The sequence below is a fragment of the Paracoccus caeni genome, from assembly GCF_016629665.1.
GTDB lineage: Bacteria > Pseudomonadota > Alphaproteobacteria > Rhodobacterales > Rhodobacteraceae > Paracoccus > Paracoccus caeni.
The window spans coordinates 657,065-674,976 of the sequence record NZ_JAEPRQ010000001.1 but is presented as its reverse complement, the minus strand read 5'-3'; the positions used below and the strand labels follow the sequence as shown (position 1 = coordinate 674,976).

At 62.0% G+C, this 17,912-nt stretch carries 17 protein-coding genes; 14 read left to right on the top strand and 3 right to left on the bottom strand.

The features are described 5' to 3' along the window. Positions 1 to 58 precede the first annotated feature (58 nt). From JJJ17_RS03285 to tssH, 4 genes are read left to right on the top strand one after another with little or no spacing between them, the layout of a single operon-like run. The gene (locus JJJ17_RS03285) at positions 59 to 652 is read left to right on the top strand and encodes a GPW/gp25 family protein (RefSeq protein WP_200683745.1); all 594 of its coding nucleotides are present in this window, start codon (positions 59 to 61) and stop codon (positions 650 to 652) included. Next, complete coding sequence (tssF, locus tag JJJ17_RS03280) at positions 649 to 2,559, top strand: type VI secretion system baseplate subunit TssF (protein WP_200683744.1); 1,911 nt, start codon at positions 649 to 651, stop codon at positions 2,557 to 2,559. The genes JJJ17_RS03285 and tssF overlap by 4 nt, the downstream gene beginning before the upstream one ends. Continuing rightward, complete coding sequence (gene tssG / locus JJJ17_RS03275) at positions 2,556 to 3,530, top strand: type VI secretion system baseplate subunit TssG (protein WP_200683743.1); 975 nt, start codon at positions 2,556 to 2,558, stop codon at positions 3,528 to 3,530. Before tssF ends, tssG begins: the two co-directional genes overlap by 4 nt. After that, entirely contained in the window at positions 3,527 to 6,160 is a 2,634-nt protein-coding gene (tssH, locus tag JJJ17_RS03270) for a type VI secretion system ATPase TssH (protein WP_200683742.1), read from the top strand. The genes tssG and tssH overlap by 4 nt, the downstream gene beginning before the upstream one ends. Positions 6,161 to 6,199: 39 nt before the next feature. Here tssH and JJJ17_RS03265 read toward each other — a convergent pair whose 3' ends face one another. Further along, entirely contained in the window at positions 6,200 to 7,621 is a 1,422-nt protein-coding gene (locus JJJ17_RS03265; protein WP_200683741.1) for a sensor histidine kinase, read from the bottom strand. A gap of 275 nt (positions 7,622 to 7,896) precedes the next feature. On the opposite strand from JJJ17_RS03265, the gene rpmH reads away from it, so the two are divergent. Genes rpmH through yidD form a run of 3 tightly spaced genes read left to right on the top strand, consistent with a single transcriptional unit; the run spans position 7,897 to position 8,709 of the window. Next, entirely contained in the window at positions 7,897 to 8,031 is a 135-nt protein-coding gene (gene rpmH, locus JJJ17_RS03260; protein ID WP_090616098.1) for a 50S ribosomal protein L34, read from the top strand. A 37-nt stretch (positions 8,032 to 8,068) separates the two neighbouring features. After that, the gene (rnpA, locus tag JJJ17_RS03255) at positions 8,069 to 8,491 is read left to right on the top strand and encodes a ribonuclease P protein component (protein ID WP_407673318.1); all 423 of its coding nucleotides are present in this window, start codon (positions 8,069 to 8,071) and stop codon (positions 8,489 to 8,491) included. After that, the gene (yidD, locus tag JJJ17_RS03250; RefSeq protein WP_200683740.1) at positions 8,488 to 8,709 is read left to right on the top strand and encodes a membrane protein insertion efficiency factor YidD; all 222 of its coding nucleotides are present in this window, start codon (positions 8,488 to 8,490) and stop codon (positions 8,707 to 8,709) included. The genes rnpA and yidD overlap by 4 nt, the downstream gene beginning before the upstream one ends. A 3-nt stretch (positions 8,710 to 8,712) precedes the next feature. On the opposite strand, the gene JJJ17_RS03245 is transcribed toward yidD, so the two are convergent. After that, positions 8,713 to 9,606: an alpha/beta fold hydrolase gene (locus tag JJJ17_RS03245; protein WP_200683738.1), complete on the bottom strand. Its 894-nt coding sequence runs from the start codon at positions 9,604 to 9,606 to the stop codon at positions 8,713 to 8,715. Positions 9,607 to 9,714: 108 nt separating this feature from the next. Here JJJ17_RS03245 and ttcA point away from each other — a divergent pair, with 108 nt between their 5' ends. The 7 genes from ttcA (at position 9,715) to JJJ17_RS03210 (ending at position 17,035) form a co-directional block, all read left to right on the top strand. Further along, positions 9,715 to 10,590, top strand: coding sequence for a tRNA 2-thiocytidine(32) synthetase TtcA (gene ttcA / locus JJJ17_RS03240; RefSeq protein ID WP_200683735.1), 876 nt, complete (start codon positions 9,715 to 9,717; stop codon positions 10,588 to 10,590). Between the two features lie 58 nt (positions 10,591 to 10,648). Further along, positions 10,649 to 11,965 (top strand): GGDEF domain-containing phosphodiesterase, encoded by a 1,317-nt coding sequence (locus JJJ17_RS03235; protein WP_200683733.1) that lies wholly within the window; start codon positions 10,649 to 10,651, stop codon positions 11,963 to 11,965. A 252-nt stretch (positions 11,966 to 12,217) separates the two neighbouring features. Next, a complete protein-coding gene (gene yidC / locus JJJ17_RS03230) occupies positions 12,218 to 14,059 on the top strand; it encodes a membrane protein insertase YidC (protein ID WP_200683731.1) in 1,842 nt (613 codons plus the stop codon). Next, positions 14,056 to 14,817, top strand: coding sequence for an MOSC domain-containing protein (locus JJJ17_RS03225; RefSeq protein WP_200683729.1), 762 nt, complete (start codon positions 14,056 to 14,058; stop codon positions 14,815 to 14,817). The genes yidC and JJJ17_RS03225 overlap by 4 nt, the downstream gene beginning before the upstream one ends. After that, positions 14,814 to 15,464 (top strand): ribosome biogenesis GTP-binding protein YihA/YsxC, encoded by a 651-nt coding sequence (yihA, locus tag JJJ17_RS03220; RefSeq protein ID WP_200683727.1) that lies wholly within the window; start codon positions 14,814 to 14,816, stop codon positions 15,462 to 15,464. Before JJJ17_RS03225 ends, yihA begins: the two co-directional genes overlap by 4 nt. A 62-nt stretch (positions 15,465 to 15,526) precedes the next feature. Next, complete coding sequence (argB, locus tag JJJ17_RS03215) at positions 15,527 to 16,426, top strand: acetylglutamate kinase (protein WP_200684772.1); 900 nt, start codon at positions 15,527 to 15,529, stop codon at positions 16,424 to 16,426. Between the two features lie 90 nt (positions 16,427 to 16,516). Next, entirely contained in the window at positions 16,517 to 17,035 is a 519-nt protein-coding gene (locus JJJ17_RS03210; protein WP_200683725.1) for a SixA phosphatase family protein, read from the top strand. Between the two features lie 82 nt (positions 17,036 to 17,117). Here the strand turns inward: JJJ17_RS03210 and JJJ17_RS03205 are convergent, their stop codons facing one another. Next, positions 17,118 to 17,906: an amino acid ABC transporter ATP-binding protein gene (locus JJJ17_RS03205; protein ID WP_325168757.1), complete on the bottom strand. Its 789-nt coding sequence runs from the start codon at positions 17,904 to 17,906 to the stop codon at positions 17,118 to 17,120. Positions 17,907 to 17,912 lie beyond the last annotated feature (6 nt).

Sequence of the window (17,912 nt, the reverse complement as noted above, 5' to 3'; positions counted from 1 at the left end):
GTCGGCCCTGTTTTCATGACGAAACCGGCCCACGGGCGGTTTGCCATTCGGGGAATTCATGGCGTCTCGTCCCTATAACACGCGCAGGATCGTCAGCAGCGACAGCAGCCGCACCGGCCTGCGGGAAATGTCCCTAATGCATATTTTCCGCGATTCCGCTGCCCGGCGCGACGCGGGTGAACGCGCGATCCAGTATGTCGATGGCGAGCGTGATCTGACCATCATCAGCCAGAAACGCCGCGAGGGCGCGAGCGAGGAATCCTTGCGCCGCAATCTGGCGCAGGACATCGCCAACCTGATGAACACGATCCGGCTGGACGTGGTGGTGGACCTTGAGGATTATCCACGGATCAGCCGTTCGATCATCAATCACGGCTTTCAGGATATGGACACGCTATGGCGGCAGAACCGCACGCCGGGCGCGCTGGCTCAGGCGATCCGCGAAGCGCTGATCCGGTCCGAGCCGCGTTTGCGTGCCGAAACCATCGAGGTGCGACTGGATGAGGCCGAACCGACGGTTGACCAGCGCCTGTCATTCGAGATCATTGCAGAAATGATCTGCGACCCGAACGACATCCCGCTGCAATTCATTGCCGAAATCGATCCCGCCGCTGGCAAGATCGCCATGCGCCGGATGCAGGGCGCAGCATGAAGAAGGCTTTCCGTGACGCCTATGAGCGTGAGCTTGACATCCTCTACGAACGCTCGGCCGAATTTGCCGAAGAGTTTCCGGGCCTTGCCGACCGTTTGGGCGGGGTGCTGCGCGAGAATATAGACCCGACGATTGCCGGACTTCTGGAAGGCGCGGCCTTCCTTGCCGCCCGCGTGCAGTTGAAGCTGGACGAGGAATTTCGCGGCTTCACCATGGAGCTGCTGGAGCAAATTTTCCCCGAAGCACTGGCCCCCGTGCCAAGTTGTTGCGTGGTCGAGGCTCCGCCGCCGACTGTGCCCGCGAATGACGGCGTGCCCGCGCGTTATGACCGGGGCGAGTATCTGGACGCCCGCTTCCGCGACGCCGACAAACGGGTGACCTGCCGGTTCAGCCTGACCTCGCCCCTCGACGTGCTGCCGGTGGCGATCAAGCAGATCACCTATCACGACCGCACGACGACCTTGGGCGGCTTGGGGCAGGATCCCGACCGGCAGACCAAGGCGGGGATGGTCTTCGATCTGGCCGCGACCGATGGGCAGACGCTGTCTGCCGTGCCGAATGATGTGCTGAATTTCCGTGTCACCGCCGACATGCTGCGCGGCCTGCAGATTTACGAGCAGGTGCATTGCAATGTCACCCGCGCCTCGTTGCGCTGGCTGAAGAAGAACGGCGACCCGACCTTCATCCGCCTGCGCCCGGACCAGATCGAGCAGATCGGCTTTGACGCCGACGATATGCTGTTCGACCGCAATACCTCGCTGTTCGAAGGCTTCGTGCTGCTGCGCGAATTCTTTGCCTTCCCGCGCAAATTCCTTGGCTTCCGGCTGTCGGGGATGAAATCGATCCTGAAGAAGATCAAGGCGGGCGAATGCCAGTTGATCCTTGAATTCGACCGGGTGAACGATGATCTGGCCCGCCATGTCGATGACCGCGATATCCGGCTGAACTGTGCGCCGGCGATCAATCTGTTCGAGGAAACCTCGAACCAGATCAGGTTGGACGACCGGCGGCACGAATATGTGGTGACCCCGGATTCCAGCCCGATCACCCATTATGAGATTCAGAAGCTGCTGCGGGTCCATGCCAGCTACGGCACCGCCCATGACCGGGTCGAGGTCTCTCCGCTTTACGCCCTGCCGCAGAACGCCACCTCGCCCCGCGCGACCTATTACTTCACCACCCGCCGCAAGCAACGCCGCCTGACCGAGACCGAAAGGCGAAATGGCGTCCGCGCCGACTATCGCGGGACCGAAACCTTTATCGCGATCTACGAGCCACCGGAAAGCATCGTCGGGCGCAAGGCGCAACGGCTGCATGTACGGGCCTTGTGTTCGAACCGGCATCTGCCTGCCGCCTTGCCGCTGGCGCGGTCGGACGACTTCAACATGGTCTCGGATCAGGCGCTGATGCTGACTTGCGTGAACGGTCCCACCGCCCCGCGCGAGGCGATGACCGAGACGGAACGGCAGGGACCGCACCGCACCGGGCAAGGCGATGTCTATTGGCGGCTGATCTCTTACCTGTCGCTGAACCATTTTGGTCTGGACGACCGCTTTGGTCGCGACGCGGCGGCTAGCCTGCGCGAAATCCTGACGCTGTTCGCCGATATGTCGGACAATATCACCGAGACGCAGATCGCGGGGGTCGTAGGCGTGAACGTCCGTCCCGTGACCCGCTCGATCCGGCGCCCCGAGGGGTTCTTCCCCGCGCGCGGGTTAGAGATCACGGTGACATTCGACGAAACCGCCTTCGAGGGCAGCGGGATCATCCTTCTGGCCGCCGTGCTGGATCGGTTCTTCGCCGAATATGTCAGCATCAACAGCTTCAGCCAGACCGTGATCGTCAGCAAACAGCGCGGCATGATCAAGAAATTCCCGCCCCGAACCGGCCTGGGTCCGCTGATATGAGCGAGGGCTTCCTTGCCCTGCTGCGCCGTCTTGAGCGCGAGGCCGAAGGACGGCCACGTATCGGCCGTTCCGCGCGCCTTCGTGACGACGTGGTTGATATCGGGCAGGACCCGCAGCTTGCCTTTCCCGCCGACGAACTGACCCGCCCCGAGACCGAGGGCAAGCGCCCCGCCATCCGCGCGAATTTCATGGGTTATTTCGGCCCGCAAGGCGCGCTGCCGCTGAACACCACGGAAGAGGTTCTGCGCTGGCAGCAAGAGGGCGAAGAGGCCTTCGTCCGCTTTACCGATGTCTTCGCCACGCGCTTTTATCAGCTTTTCTTCCGTTCTTGGTCGGATGCTCATGCGATCTCGCAGCATGACCGCCCGGAAGAGGATCAGTTCGGAAAATACATCGCCTCGGTCGCCGGGATCGGCACGCCTGCCTTTCTGGACCATGACAGCTTCCCCGACATCGCCCGGCTGCCGCTGGTGTCGATCTTCGGCGGGCGGGTGCGCAGCGCGGTGCGTTTGCGGCAGATGCTGACCAGCTATTTCCAGCTTCCGGTCGGGATTCAGGAACACGTCCCGACATGGCTGGAATTCGAGGCGGATGAGATGCGCGGGCTTGGCTCGGGCGGATCGCTGGGCCGGGATATGTATCTTGGCGCGCGGCTGCAATCGGTGAATGAAAAGGTCTGCATTCACCTGCATCTGCCCGATGCCGAGACCTATGAAAGCTTCCTGCCGGGCCGCGCCCGTCACCGGCGTCTGGCCGATCTGGTTTTCTGGTATCTGGGCCGCAGCTACGAGGTCGATCTGGCGCTGACCCTGCCGCCCGCACAGGTGCCCGCGGCGCAGCTTGGCCAGACGGTCTCATTGGGCTGGCTGGCCGCGATGAAGCCCGATGCGCTGGACCGCGCCCTGCCGCATATTGAAATTGCAAGATTCGCCCTGTCACATGGCGACGACAACCTGAACGAGGCCGCATGACTGCCATCACGATCGAGAAATTCGCAGGCAAGATGAACCGCGTCGGCTATGACGCCTTTCTGTCCGCCATGCGACAGGCGCGCGCCGACGGCAATCGCAATGTCGAGCTGTGCCATTGGCTGTTCCACGCGATTTCGAACCAGAATTGCGACATCTCTTTCACGCTGCGCGAGGCGGGTCTGGATCGCGGGCAGGTCCTGAAGGATCTGGGCCGGGCGATGGATGCGTTGCAGAAGAACGTGACCGAGACGCCCGGGATTTCGGAGCGGCTGGCCGACGGGCTGAACCACGCCTGGACCTATGCCTCGCTGTTCTTTGGCGAGGCGCAGATCCGCACCGGGCATCTGCTGGTCGCGCTGCTGAACGATTCCGCCCTGCGCCACGCGATTATCCAATATTCGCCGATCTTCGACGACCTGTCGCCCGACCATATCGGGCGCGAGGCGCGGACCATGTGGGCGTCCTCGGAAGAAGAGGATATGCGCCCGATGGACGGATCGGGCCTGCGCGCGGGCGGCGGTTCGGGGCGCGAGGGGCAAGGGGCGTCAACGGCGCTTGGCCGCTTCTCGGTCGATATGACCGCGCAGGCGGCGGAAGGCGGCATGGACCCGGTGGTCGGCCGCGATGACGAGATCCGCCAGATCGTCGATGTGCTGATGCGGCGGCGTCAGAACAACCCGATCCTGACCGGCGAGGCGGGCGTGGGCAAGACCGCCGTGGTCGAAGGTTTCGCGCAGAAGCTGGCAGCGGGCGAGGTTCCCCCGGCGTTGCAGGGGATGCGGCTCTACATGCTGGATATCGGTGCTATGCAGGCCGGGGCCAGCATGAAGGGCGAGTTTGAACAGCGCCTGCGCTCGGTGATCGATGAGGTGCAGGCCAGCCCGACCCCGATCATCCTCTTCATCGATGAGGCGCATACGCTGATCGGTGCGGGCGGTGCGGCGGGCACCGGCGATGCGGCGAACCTGCTGAAACCGGCTTTGGCGCGTGGGACGTTGCGCACGATTGGCGCGACGACATGGGCCGAATACCGCAATTATTTCGAAAAAGATCCAGCGCTGACCCGGCGGTTCCAGCCGGTCTCGGTCGATGAGCCCTCGATCGACGTGGCCTGCTATATGATGCGCGGGCTGCTGGGCCCGATGGAAAAGCACCACAAGGTCCGCATTTCCGACGCGGCGGTCGAAGCGGCGGTGAAGCTGTCGGCCCGCTATCTGCCCGCTCGGCAATTGCCCGACAAGGCGGTCTCGCTGCTGGATACGGCCTGCGCGCGGGTCGCGGTCAGCCAGTCGGCGATCCCGGCACGGATTGCCGATCTGCATGCCGACATCGCCTCTTACGACCGCGAGATCGCGGCGCGCGAGGGGGAACGTGATCTGGGCAGCGCGGATGAAACCCGGCTCGAGGAAACCCGCGCCAAATCCGAAGAGGCGCGGGCCAAACTGGCCGAGCTTGAGACGGCTTTTGCGGATGAGAAAGGTTTGGTCGAACAGATCCTGTCGCTGCGTCAGCGTCTGGCGGAAGAGGCGGGCGAGGATTTCGATGCCGATGCGGTTCGCACGGAACTGACCGGCGCGATGGCGCGGCTGGGCGAAATCCATGCCGATGACCGGATGATCTGGCCGCATGTCGATGAACAGGCGGTGGCATCCGTCATCAGCGACTGGACCGGCATCCCGGCGGGCCGGATGGTGGCCGACGAATTGCAGGCGGTTCTGGGCCTGTCCGATCTGCTGAAAGAGCGGGTGATCGGGCAGGATCAGGGCCTTCAGATGATCTCGCGCCGGGTGGAAACCGCCCGCGCCGGTCTGGGCAACCCGGAAAAGCCGATTGGCGTCTTCATGCTGTGCGGCCCTTCCGGCGTCGGCAAGACCGAGACGGCACTGGCCCTGGCCGAGTCGCTTTATGGCGGCGAACAGAACGTCATCACCATCAATATGTCCGAATTTCAGGAGGCCCATTCCGTCAGCCTGCTGAAAGGCGCGCCTCCGGGCTATGTGGGTTACGGCGAAGGCGGGCGTCTGACCGAGGCGGTGCGCCGCAAGCCTTACTCGGTCGTGCTGCTGGACGAGATGGAAAAGGCCCATCCCGATGTGCATGAGCTGTTCTTTCAGGTCTTCGATAAGGGCCGGATGGAGGATGGCAATGGCCGTCCGATCAACTTCCGCAATACGCTGATCCTGATGACCTCGAATGTCGGCACCGGCACGATCATGGCGCTGGCCCCGGAAGGCACGATCACAGATGAGGAAACGCTGGAGGCATCCCTGAAAGAGGAATTGCTGGGCACCTTCCCGCCCGCGCTTCTGGGCCGGATCGTCACCATTCCCTATGTGCCGCTGTCGGCAGAGGTGCTGGGCGGGATCGCAAAGCTGAAGCTGGGTTCGGTCGCGCGGCGGATGCGGGATTCGCAGAATGCGTCGCTGGTCTGGGGGGATGAGGTCATCGCCCATATCGTCGATCAATGCCGCGACCCCGATAGCGGCGGGCGGATGATCGACAATATCATCACCAACTCGATCCTGCCGGATCTGTCGCGTCAGGTGCTTGGCCGGATGGTTTCGGGCGAAACCATGAGCGATGTGACCATCAAGATCGCCGATGGCGGGTTCGCATACGATTTCGCGTGAAGGCGCTCTGATGTAGCGGGCAGAGCCTTTCGGCTCTGCCTACCGCGCCGCGTTGCCGTAACGAGCGGCGAAAGCGTTCACGTCACGCGGAATGTGGATCATGAACTCGCTGCCCTCTTCATCGCTGCGGATGAGGTTCAGGCTGCCGCCATGGCCGCGGATCAGATCGGCTGCGATGGTGAGACCAAGCCCCGTCCCGCCCTTCCGCGCGCTGCCGGTGAAGGGTTTGAACAGATACTCCCGCGCCTTTTCAGGCAGGCCGGGACCGGTATCGCCCACGCGAATCCACCACTCGCTATCGCTTTCACCCGCGCCGATTTCGACCGTGCCGGGCGCCCCGGCACCCTCGATCGCCTGCCGCGCATTGCGCGCCAGATTGGTCAGCACCCGATAAAGCTGATCCCGGTCGGCGCGGATGATCAGGCTTGCGGGAATGTCGGACAGGAAATCGACCTTGCCAGCAGCCTCACCGGCAAGGGTTTCCGCCTCGATCACCTCGATGGCGAGTTGCGACAGATTGAAGCGCGACAGAGTCGGCGCAGGCTCTTCCGCCTTGCCGAATGCCAAAGTGGTTTCACACAGGTTCACCGCGCGGGTGATCGAATTCACCAGCTTCGGTGCCGCGCGACGGACCTTGGGATCGGCGCTGTCCTCCAGCCGGTCGGCAAAAATCTGCGATGTGGTCAGAATGTTACGCAGATCGTGGCTGATCTTCGCCACGGCCTGCCCAAGCTGCGCCATCCGCTCTTTCTGTTTCAGCGACGATGTCACCGTCTTCTGCATCGCCTCAAGCGCGCTTTCGGCGTTGCGCAGTTCGGCAAGGCGAGCATCGGGGATGATGATATGCCGGGGATCTTCTGGCGCGCTGGCATAGGCGGACATATGGCTGATGACCCGGCGGATCGGCACCAGCACCAGCCGCTGCACGGCAAGGTTCAAAAGAATCGCCGTCAGGATCGAGAAAGCCGCCGAAATCGCCAAGAGGCGCAGTCCGTATTCGATCATCCCCGCCCGCAGCGGAGCGGTCTGCATGGTGATCTCGATCAACTGACCCGCTTGATTCACCGGCGAGCCGATCACCCGGATGACCTGATTTTCCTTGTTCATCAGCGTTCCGACAGCATCGTCGATGCTGTTCATCACGCCTGCGTCGCGCAGATCATAGGTTGCGGAAACCGGGCCGGGGATGGGCGAGGACAGGACAAGCTGACGGATATCGTTGCGGCGAAGAACGACGTTGAAAACGCCCGCATTCTGCAAAAGCTCTGATTCCAGATCGCTGGCCAACGATTCGTCGGTCGCCAACAGCGCCAGACTGGCAATCTGCGCCCGCTCCAGCCGCGACTCGAGATAGTCCAGCCGAAAACTGGACAGCGCAGGCAGCAGGATGAACAATTCTGCCAGCATGACGAAAATGATCGTCAACGCTGCGAATCGGCCAGAGATCGTGTTCAATCGCATTCCGTATTGGTTCAGTCTTAAGAGCGCAGGCCCGTTTTCGGCCATGCTGGGGCGAATTTGCACATCAAACGAATGTGATGTCTGCGCGGTTCCTTTCAAGAGCGCAAAGACAAACCTTTAACAGGATACGATTCTTGTAGCCTTGCTGTTGACGCGAAAGCGCGCCTGCTCTATCCAGCGGGCTTCAAACAACCGGCGCGTCCGCGCAGGGCATTCTGCATATTGCCCTGACTCGTGTGATTTCGCCACCGCAAGCACTGACCGGAGACCTGACCATGAAGCGCACTTTCCAACCGTCGAACCTTGTTCGTGCGCGCCGTCACGGCTTTCGTGCCCGCATGGCCACCAAAGGCGGCCAGCGCGTACTGAACGCCCGTCGCGCCAAAGGCCGCAAGCGCCTTTCGGCCTGATGCACGCCCGGCGGGCTTTTCCCCGCCAGACAAGGCAATGACCATGCCGCCCCTGCCCCATCCCCAAGCTGAAGATCAGCGCCCGGATGATGGCGAGGCGGCATTTGGCATGCGTGCCCCCCGGATGAAAATGCCGGTTGTGCTGACCCAGCGCGCCGATTTTCTGGCCGCCGCCAAGGCCCGCAGACAGGGCACCTCCGGTTTTCTGCTGCAAGCGCGCCATCGCAGCGATGACGGCCCGGTTCGCGTCGGCTTTACCTGCTCTAAGAAGATCGGCAATGCGGTCATGCGAAACCGCGCCAAGCGGCGGCTGCGCGAAATCGCGCGACTGGGACTTCTTGAGCATGCCCGCCCCGGTTGGGACTATGTTTTGGTCGGTCGCCCCGGTGCCACGATCAGCCGCGACTTTGCCGATCTTCAGCAGGATCTGACCACCGCCCTATCGCGGATTCACAAATGAGCCCGCTTGCCCGCATCGTCGCCCTGCCGGTCCGCGCTTACCGTCTGGTCGCATCGCCATGGGTCGGAAACGGCTGCCGCTTCCAACCCACCTGTTCGGCCTATGCGCTTGAGGCGCTTGAGAAGCATGGCGGCATCAAGGGCACATGGCTTGCGATCCGCCGGATCGGGCGCTGTCACCCTTGGGGCGGCTCGGGCATCGACAACGTCCCTGACTGAGCATCACTTCTTCAGCGCCTGCCCGCCGGTATCGGTCGGGGCGCGCGTGCCCATATCCTTCACCGGCATCCCCGACAGGGTCAGCGCAAGATCCTTATAGTAACGTGCATCCTCGAAATACCAGCCATGGGACAGCTTGTCCGAGGCCTGCGGATAGTTCGCCTTGTAGCGGTCAGTGCAATAGACATTGAAGAAGTTTTTCGGCCTCTCCGCAGGCAGCCCATGACGCCCGGCGCGTTCAGAACCATTGATGAAGCTCTGCGACAGGCTCAGCACATCGTCGCTTGTGTTGAAATAGTTCTGCAGGCGGTCACATCTGCGCTCCATCACCAGCGCGCCCCATGAACCGGCCTGCATCCACTCTGCCTCGATATCGGCTGCGGTGAACATCACCTCGCCGACTTTCCAATCCCCCGCAGTGACCGAGAAGCTGCGAAGCACCAGAAAAGCCCCCATCGAATAGGCGAGGATATGGATGCGATGCCCCGGCGCCTCGCGCTGCAGCAGTTGCACCCCGTCAGACAGGAAAGCGGCGGCGACCGCCTTGGCGTCGTTGCGATCCTTGGCATAGCGCAGCGCGTCGCCATCGCTGGGCCAGTCGAACGCGATCACGGCACCCTTGTAGCCGTTCTTTTTCAGGTTTTCGGTGATCGCCTGTTGCCGCCGCAGCACGTCGGTCTGCCACGTGTTGAAACCATGCACGAAGATCAGGATATCCTTGCTTTCCGCCTGCCCGACGATGCCCGCGACCCAGTTCTTCGGGTCGATGGCGGCGCCCTCGGTCTTGGTGCCGGAAAGCGGTTTAAGCTGCAGATAGCGGGTCAGCGTGGCCGGGTTGAAGCCAAATTTTTTCGTGGCCGGGTCATAGGTCCGTCTGGAAAACAAATACAGCATCATGACACCCATTAATGAAATGACCTCAGGATAGCATGCGCTGGTGATTCCGGCATCCGGAACGTGATCACCGCTCTTGCCGACAGGGCGCTGTTGTCCTAATGCGGGCGGATGCTGGACGATAGCGATCAGGACGATATTCACCCGCTGTTCTCGGGGGCGCCTGCCTCGACCGAGTTCCGCAAGCTGCGCAAGCGTCTGGTCCGCGAAACACGCGCCGCGATCGATGATTACGGCATGATCCGTCCCGGTGATCGCTGGCTTGTCTGCCTGTCGGGCGGCAAGGACAGCTATACGCTGCTGGCGATCCTGTATGAGCTGAAATGGCGCGGCCTGCTGCCGGTCGATCTGCTCGCCTGCAACCTCGATCAGGGCCAGCCGGGCTTTCCGGCAACGGTCCTGCCGAAATTCCTGTCCGAGCGCGGAGTGGCGCACCGCATCGAATATCAGGACACCTATTCTATAGTGAAGGACAAGGTTCCGCAGGGCCGCACCTATTGTGCCCTCTGCTCGCGCCTGCGCCGCGGCAATCTGTATCGGATCGCGCGCGAAGAGGGCTGCTCAGCCGTGGTTCTGGGCCATCACCGCGACGACATCCTTGAAACCTTCTTCATGAACCTGTTCCATGGCGGGCGGCTGGCAACCATGCCGCCGAAACTGCTGAACGAAGATGGCGATCTGAACGTTTTGCGTCCGTTGGCCTATGTGGCCGAGGATGACTGCGACCGCTTTGCCCGCGCGATGAACTATCCCATCATCCCTTGCGATCTCTGCGGCAGTCAGGAAGGGCTGCAACGCGTTCAGGTAAAGAAGCTGCTGGACGAATGGGAAAAGCGGACGCCCGGTCGCCGTCAGGTGATGTTCCGCGCTTTGATGAATGTCCGCCCGTCGCATCTTCTGGACCCTAACCTCTTTGATTTCACCTCGTTGTTTCCGGGTGATTCAAATGCTTCGGAAATTCCTCGGCTGCGAGAGCAGGAACATTAATCGAACCGGAACGAATATGGTTTAATCCATCGCGGATGTGTTTCGCGAAAGGTTTGCCATGCAGCGCAAGTTGACGGATTCGATGAAGCGTCTCTGGGCGCGGCTTCAGCACGGTGGTGATGACCGGGTCAAGCCGGTCAGTCTTGTCGTCCTGCGGCTCGAAAATCTCGCCGATCTGGCGGGGCATCTGGGTAAGATCGGGACCGGCCAGCTTCTGGTTAATCTATGTGTTCGGCTTGCTGCGGTGGTGCGACCGGAAGACATGGTGCAGATGCTGGCACCGGGGATCTTCGGGATCATCCTGCCGGACCGCGACGAGGCCGAGGCAGTCAGGATCGCCCGGCGTCTGCACGAGGTCGGGCAACGACGTGTCTCGGCTGGCGGCAGCGTGGTGACGCCGGTGCTGACCGCTCTGGTCATGCACCCTCCTGTAACGACCGGCGCGGCACGCTCATCCTCGACGCCGCTGCCCGATCTGGTCACAACGGCCAGAAACCATCTGGACCGCCTTCGCCCGGAAGAGCTGGGAACGGTTCTGATCCATGATTTCAGCCGCGTGCTGCCCAGTTCCCAGCTTCCCGAAACGATCAGCGCTGCGGTGACCGCCGATCAGATCGTCGCCTATTTCCAGCCACAAATCTCCTGCCATACGGGGGAAGTCACCGGCTTCGAGGCGCTTGCCCGCTGGAACCACCCGACGCGTGGCATCCTGTCTCCGGCAGCATTCATGGACCGTATGACCGAAAACGATCATCGGGTGCTGACCATGTCGATGCTGGGTCAGTCGTTGCGCGCCCTGAAAAGCTGGGATGCATCTGGCTGGACAGTGCCTACCGTCTCGGTCAACGTCTCTCAGTTCGAACTGGCCGATGCGGATTTCGCGACATCGCTTCTGTGGGAGCTTGACCGCCACGACATCGCGCCTCCGCGGCTGGTGCTGGAGATGCTGGAGACGATCGGCCCGCTTGGGCAGGATTCGCATGCAAGAACGAACCTGATCACACTTGCGGCAGCCGGATGCCTGCTGGATCTGGACGATTTCGGCACCGGCTATTCCGGATTTGATGCGATCCGGCAATATGGCGTCCAGCGGATCAAGATCGACCGCAGTTTCGTTGCTGGTTGCGATGCAGATCCGGGGCAGCAGCGGATGGTGCTGGCGATCCTTGCAATGTCGGAAAAGCTGGGTATTGCCGCGCTCGCCGAAGGCGTCGAAACGCGGGAAGAGCATTCCTTTCTTGCCCAGATCGGCTGCGACGAGACGCAGGGCTACATCATCTCACGCCCAATGCCGCTGGAGGCCACGTTCGATTTCCTTGCCCATCATGCGGAAGGTCGCGATTCGCTGCCGCTTTTCGGTCGGAAAACAGCGTGAAATCAGATGATCGCAGGGCTTCATCCTCGCTCTTGCGGGTATGTATCGGGTGTTGGTGCGGGTGACATGCCCTGCCGATTGCCCTAGCGACGGCAAAGGCGGCCTTGGTGTAATCCGCCGACAGCCTGCCGAAATCTTCACATCAGCGTCCCTTCCGGGCACAAACGGCTGGAAAACGCCAATTCCGCTTGACCTTTCACGCCCCCTTCTGTTGAACCGGCGCGACTGACGCGAAGACAGTGGTGACGGCATATGGACGACAATAATCGCAATCTTATCCTGGCGACGGTCCTGTCGTTTCTGGTGATTCTGGTCTGGTACACGCTCTTCGCACCAGAACCTCCGGCAGAAGCGCCGACACAGCCGGTTGCGGAACAGGGGGTCGAGACTTCTGCTCCCCCCTCCGCCGCTAGTGGCAGCGCGGCATCCACCGGCGCAGATCTGGCCGCAGACGCGCCGGACGCGGCGGCCCAGATCGGTCGCGTAAAGATTGACTCGCCTGCGCTGGCAGGTTCGATCTCGCTGGCCGGTGGCCGCATCGACGATCTGCTGTTGAAGCAGTATCAGGAGACGCTGGACGACAACTCTCCCGCAGTGCGGCTGTTGTCGCCCTCATCCGCGACTGCGGATGCCACGGTCAGCGCCGATGGCGCCAAACCCTATTACGCGGTCTATGGCTGGACCCCCGGCGAAGGCATCGACCCGTCACTGGTGCCCGGCCCCGGCACGATATGGACCGTTGAATCGGGTGACACCCTTTCGCCCGGTCAGCCCGTCACGCTGGCCTGGGATAACGGCGCCGGCCAAATCTTCCGCCGCACCTTCGAACTTGACGACGATTACCTGTTCACCGTCGCGCAAAGCGTCCAGAACGATGGCGAAGCCGCCTTCTCTGCCGCGCCCTATGGCATCATCGCCCGCCACGGCAAACCCGACACCCAGAACTTCTTCGTCCTGCACGAGGGCGCGGTTGGGATGCAGGACGGCAAGCTGATTACGCTGGATTATGGCGATATCTCGGACCTCGAGCCGGTCGATCGCGAAGGCCGCGCCGACATTCTGCAGGTGACCGAGAACGGCTGGGTCGGCTTTACCGACAAATACTGGATGACCACCCTGGCCCCTGCCCCTGGTCAGGCCTTCACCGCAGTCGTGAAATATGCCGACGGCGCCGACATCTATCAGACCGAAGCGCGCTACCCGATGCAGACGGTCCAGCCCGGATCGCAACTGACCGCCGAAAGTTATCTCTTCGCTGGCGCGAAGGAGTGGGAGGTCATCAACGGCTATCAGGAAAATCCCGGCATCCAGCGTTTCGTCGACTCGATCGACTGGGGCTGGTTCTATTTCCTGACCAAGCCGATCTTCCGCATCCTTCACTGGCTGCACGGCATGATCGGCAATATGGGCTGGTCGATCATCGCGCTGACCTTCATCCTGAAAACGCTGGTCTTCCCGCTGGCGCGCAAATCCTACATCTCGATGGCGAAGATGAAGGAATTGCAGCCCGAGATGGAGGAGCTGAAGAAGCGCACCGGCGATGACCGGATGAAGTTCCAGAAAGAGATGATGGAGCTTTACAAGCGCGAGAAAGTGAACCCGGCTGCGGGCTGTCTTCCGGTCCTGCTGCAAATTCCGATCTTCTTCGCGCTCTACAAGGTGATCTTCGTCACGATCGAGCTTCGCCACGCCCCGTGGATCGGCTGGATCCAAGACCTTGCAGCCCCCGATCCCACCAGCCTGTGGAACCTGTTCGGTCTGCTGCCATGGGCAACGCCGGGCGCGGGTAGCTTCCTGCACAGCTTCACCCTGCCGGTTCTTGCGATCGCTCTGGGCATTTCGATGTGGATGCAGCAGCGCCTGAACCCGACGCCCGCTGATCCGGCGCAGAAGATGATCTTCGCGTGGATGCCGTGGATCTTCATGTTCATGCTGGGCGGCTTTGCCTCGGGTCTGGTGCTGTACTGGATCACCAACAACACCATCACGATCATCCAGCAGTACACGATCATGACGATGCACGGCCATCGCCCCGATCTGTTCGGCAATATCAAGGCCTCGATCCCCAAGCGGTCCGGCAAGAGTAGCAAGTGACAGCGCGTCTGGCCCATATCCGCCGCCATCCGATCAAGTCGATCGGCGGCGAGGGGCTGGACAGCGTCGCCTTGTCTCCGGCGCGGCGTATGCCCGGTGATCGCGAATGGGCGGTCGTCACCGAAGCGGGTGAGCGCAACGCGAAGGCCAGCGAAAGCGGCGGAGAGCCTGATCGCTGGCTGCCGAAATCCTGCTTTATCCGTGGCGTTTCCTCGGCCCCGGTTCAGGCGATCAGCGGCGGATGGCAGGATGACCGGATCATCCTGAGCCAACCGTCGCAGGATGATCTGACGATAGATCCTCAGCACGATGGCGCGCGTCTGGTTGATTGGCTTCGCCCGCTTTGGCCCGCCGACGCACCGGCTCCGACCCGGCTGGTCCGGGGGGCGGCGATCTGGACCGACAGCAAATGGCCGTGGGTTTCAATCCTGTCGCTGGACAGCCTTCGCGATCTGGAAAGCCGCGCCGGCATGACGCTGGGCATTCATCGCTGGCGCGGGAATCTGTGGATCGAGGGGTGGACGCCCTTTGCCGAACTGGACATGATCGGTCAGGTGATCCGCATCGGCGCGGTCGAACTGCGCGTGACCGAGCGGATCGGACGTTGTCAGGCGACAAGCGCGGATACCGAAACCGGCCAGCGTGACATTGACATGGTCGAGACACTGGAACGCCTCTATGGCCACACCGATTTCGGCATCTTTGCCGAGGTGGTGACCGGCGGCGAGATTGCAACGGGTGACGAGGTGGCCGCATGAAAGTATCCTTTCCGCAGGCCGAAGAGCCGGATGCCGAACGGGCCGAGGCCGCGCGCCTGCTGTTTGCGGGTCCGGTCGATTTCGTAAAAGGCGTCGTCGCGATGGACGGCCTGCCGCCCGCCGACCGCCCCGAAGTTTGCTTCGCCGGTCGCAGCAATGTTGGCAAATCCAGTCTGATCAACGCACTGACGGGTCGGAAGGGCATCGCCCGCGCCTCGAACACGCCGGGCCGGACGCAGGAAATCAACTATTTCACGCTGGGCGATCATTCCTATCTGGTCGATCTGCCCGGCTATGGCTTCGCCAAGGCGCCCGTCGCGGTCGTCGCGAAATGGCAGGCGCTGTTGAAGAACTACCTTGCCGGTCGTCCGACGCTTCGCCGCGCCTTCTGCCTGATCGATTCGCGCCACGGCGTGAAGCCGGTCGATCATGAGATCATGAAGCTTCTGGACCGTTCCGCCGTGCCGTTTCAGGTCGTGCTGACAAAGGCAGACAAACTGGGTCCGAACGCGATCAAGCCGGTTCTGGAGCAGGTCGAGGCCGAGTTGCAGAAACACCCCGCCGCTTTCCCCGAACTGGTCGTCACCTCATCCGACAAGGGTCAGGGGATCGCGACTTTGCGCGCGATCATCGCCGGGCTGGACTGATCGCGCCAACCGTCCTAGGGTCCGGCCCGTCGCATAGGGGCCCAAGGATGAGAAAGCAGAACATGAACCGGGACTGGATCGCCACCGCTCGCACCCTGTCAGAGGCCCTGCCCTATCTGCAGCGCTATTCCGGCGCCGTCGTTGTGGTGAAATTCGGTGGCAACGCGATGGGCGACGATGAGGCGATGGCCGAATTCGCCCGCGATATCGTGCTGATGAAACAGGTCGGCATGAACCCGGTCGTCTGTCACGGCGGCGGCCCGATGATCAATGAATTGCTGGGCAAGCTGGGCATCGAAAGCAAGTTCGTACGCGGCAAGCGCGTCACCACCAAAGAGACCGTGGAAGTGGTCGAGATGGTGTTGTCCGGTCTGGTCAACAAGCGGATCGTGCAGGCGATCAACGATGCGGGCGGTCGCGCCGTCGGCATCAGCGGCAAGGATGACGATCTGATGGTCTGCGAGGTAGACGATCCCGAATTGGGCTTCGTTGGTCGCCCGGTCGAGATGAACGTCCAGATCATCCGTGACCTTTACCGCGCGGGCCTGATCCCGGTCATCGCCCCCGTCGCGACCGGCATGGCCGATAACGAGACCTTCAACGTCAATGGCGACACCGCAGCGGGCGCAATCGCCGGGGCGCTGCGCGCCGACCGGCTGCTGCTGCTGACCGATGTGGCGGGCGTCAAGGATGCGAATGGCGAAGTGCTGACCGCGATGCATCCCGATCAGGTGCGTGAGATGATCGCCGACGGCACCATCGCGGGCGGGATGATCCCGAAGACCGAAACCGCGCTTGAGGCTTTGCAGGACGGCGTCAGGGCGGTGGTGATTCTGGATGGACGGGTGCCGCATGCCTGTCTGCTGGAGCTGTTTACCGAACATGGCGCAGGCAGCCTGATCCGTTCGACCCCGCCCAGCACCCGGCCGCGCGGGTTGCGGCAGGGTGACGCCGGACTTTAAGTCACAACAAGCACTTACTTGACCACTTGCCCCCCGGCCAATGGCTGTGGCAGGCTGCGTTTGCGTAGATTTCTGGATGAGGCAATTCCCATGACACCGAATGGACACCGACGCCTGATCCTCACGCGTCACGCCAAGTCTGCCTGGGACGATCCCGCGCTGGCAGATCACGACCGGCCGCTGAATGATCGCGGCCGCCGCTCGGCCCGTGAGCTTGGCGATTGGATGGCGTCGCGCGGCTATGAACCGGAAGAGGTTCTGTGTTCGTCGTCGCAGCGCACGAAGGAAACATGGTCCACCGTCGCCGGCGCGCCGCTGGAGGTTCGACCGCTGGTGCGGATCGAGCCGGGCCTTTATCACGCCGGGCCGGAACAGATGCTGACGATCCTGCGCACGGCGACCCATCCGACGGTCATGATGATCGGCCACAATCCCGGCATCGCGGAATTCGCCAGCATGCTGCCCGCGCGTCCGCCGCTTGACCCGGATTTTCGTCGCTATCCGACCTGCGCCACGCTTGTCGTGGATTTTCAGATCGATAGCTGGTCCGAAATCGCGCCCGGCCTTGGCAGCGTGATGGATTTCGTCCGCATGGACGGACGCGACTGATCACCGCACCCGCGCATTAAAAAAGCCGTCCCCGACTGTGCGAGAACGGCTTCTGTAAACGACTGCCGCGTCGTTCAGAAGTTCAGTGACCCAGAATCTGGCTGAGGAACAGCTTGGTCCGCTCGGACTGGGGATTGTTGAAGAAGTCGTAGGGATTGTTCTGTTCGACGATCTGGCCCTGATCCATGAAGATCACCCGGTTCGCCACAGCCTGCGCGAAGCCCATTTCGTGGGTCACGCACAGCATGGTCATGCCCTCTTCGGCAAGCTCGATCATCGTGTCCAGAACCTCTTTGATCATCTCGGGGTCCAGCGCCGATGTCGGTTCATCGAACAGCATGATCCGCGGCTTCATGCAAAGCGAGCGCGCAATCGCCACCCGCTGCTGCTGACCGCCCGAAAGCTGGCCTGGATATTTATGAGCCTGATCGGGGATCTTCACCTTGGTCAGATAGTGCATGGCCGTTTCCTCGGCCTGCCGCTTTGGCACCTTGCGCACCCAGATCGGCGCAAGGGTACAGTTTTCAAGGATGGTCAGATGCGGGAACAGGTTGAAGTGCTGGAACACCATACCGACTTCCGAACGCACCTTGTCGATGTTCTTGATGTCGCTGGTCAGTTCCACCCCATCCACGACGATCTTGCCCGACTGATGTTCTTCCAGCCGGTTGATACAGCGGATCAGCGTCGATTTCCCCGAGCCCGAAGGCCCGGCGATGACGATCCGTTCGCCGCGATGCACCGTCAGGTTGATGTCGCGCAGGACGTGGAAAGTGCCATACCATTTGTTCATGGCATTGATTTCAATGGCGACCTCATCGCTGACCTGCATCTGGCTGCGATCGATCTCACGGGTAATGGCTTCGCTCATGGATGC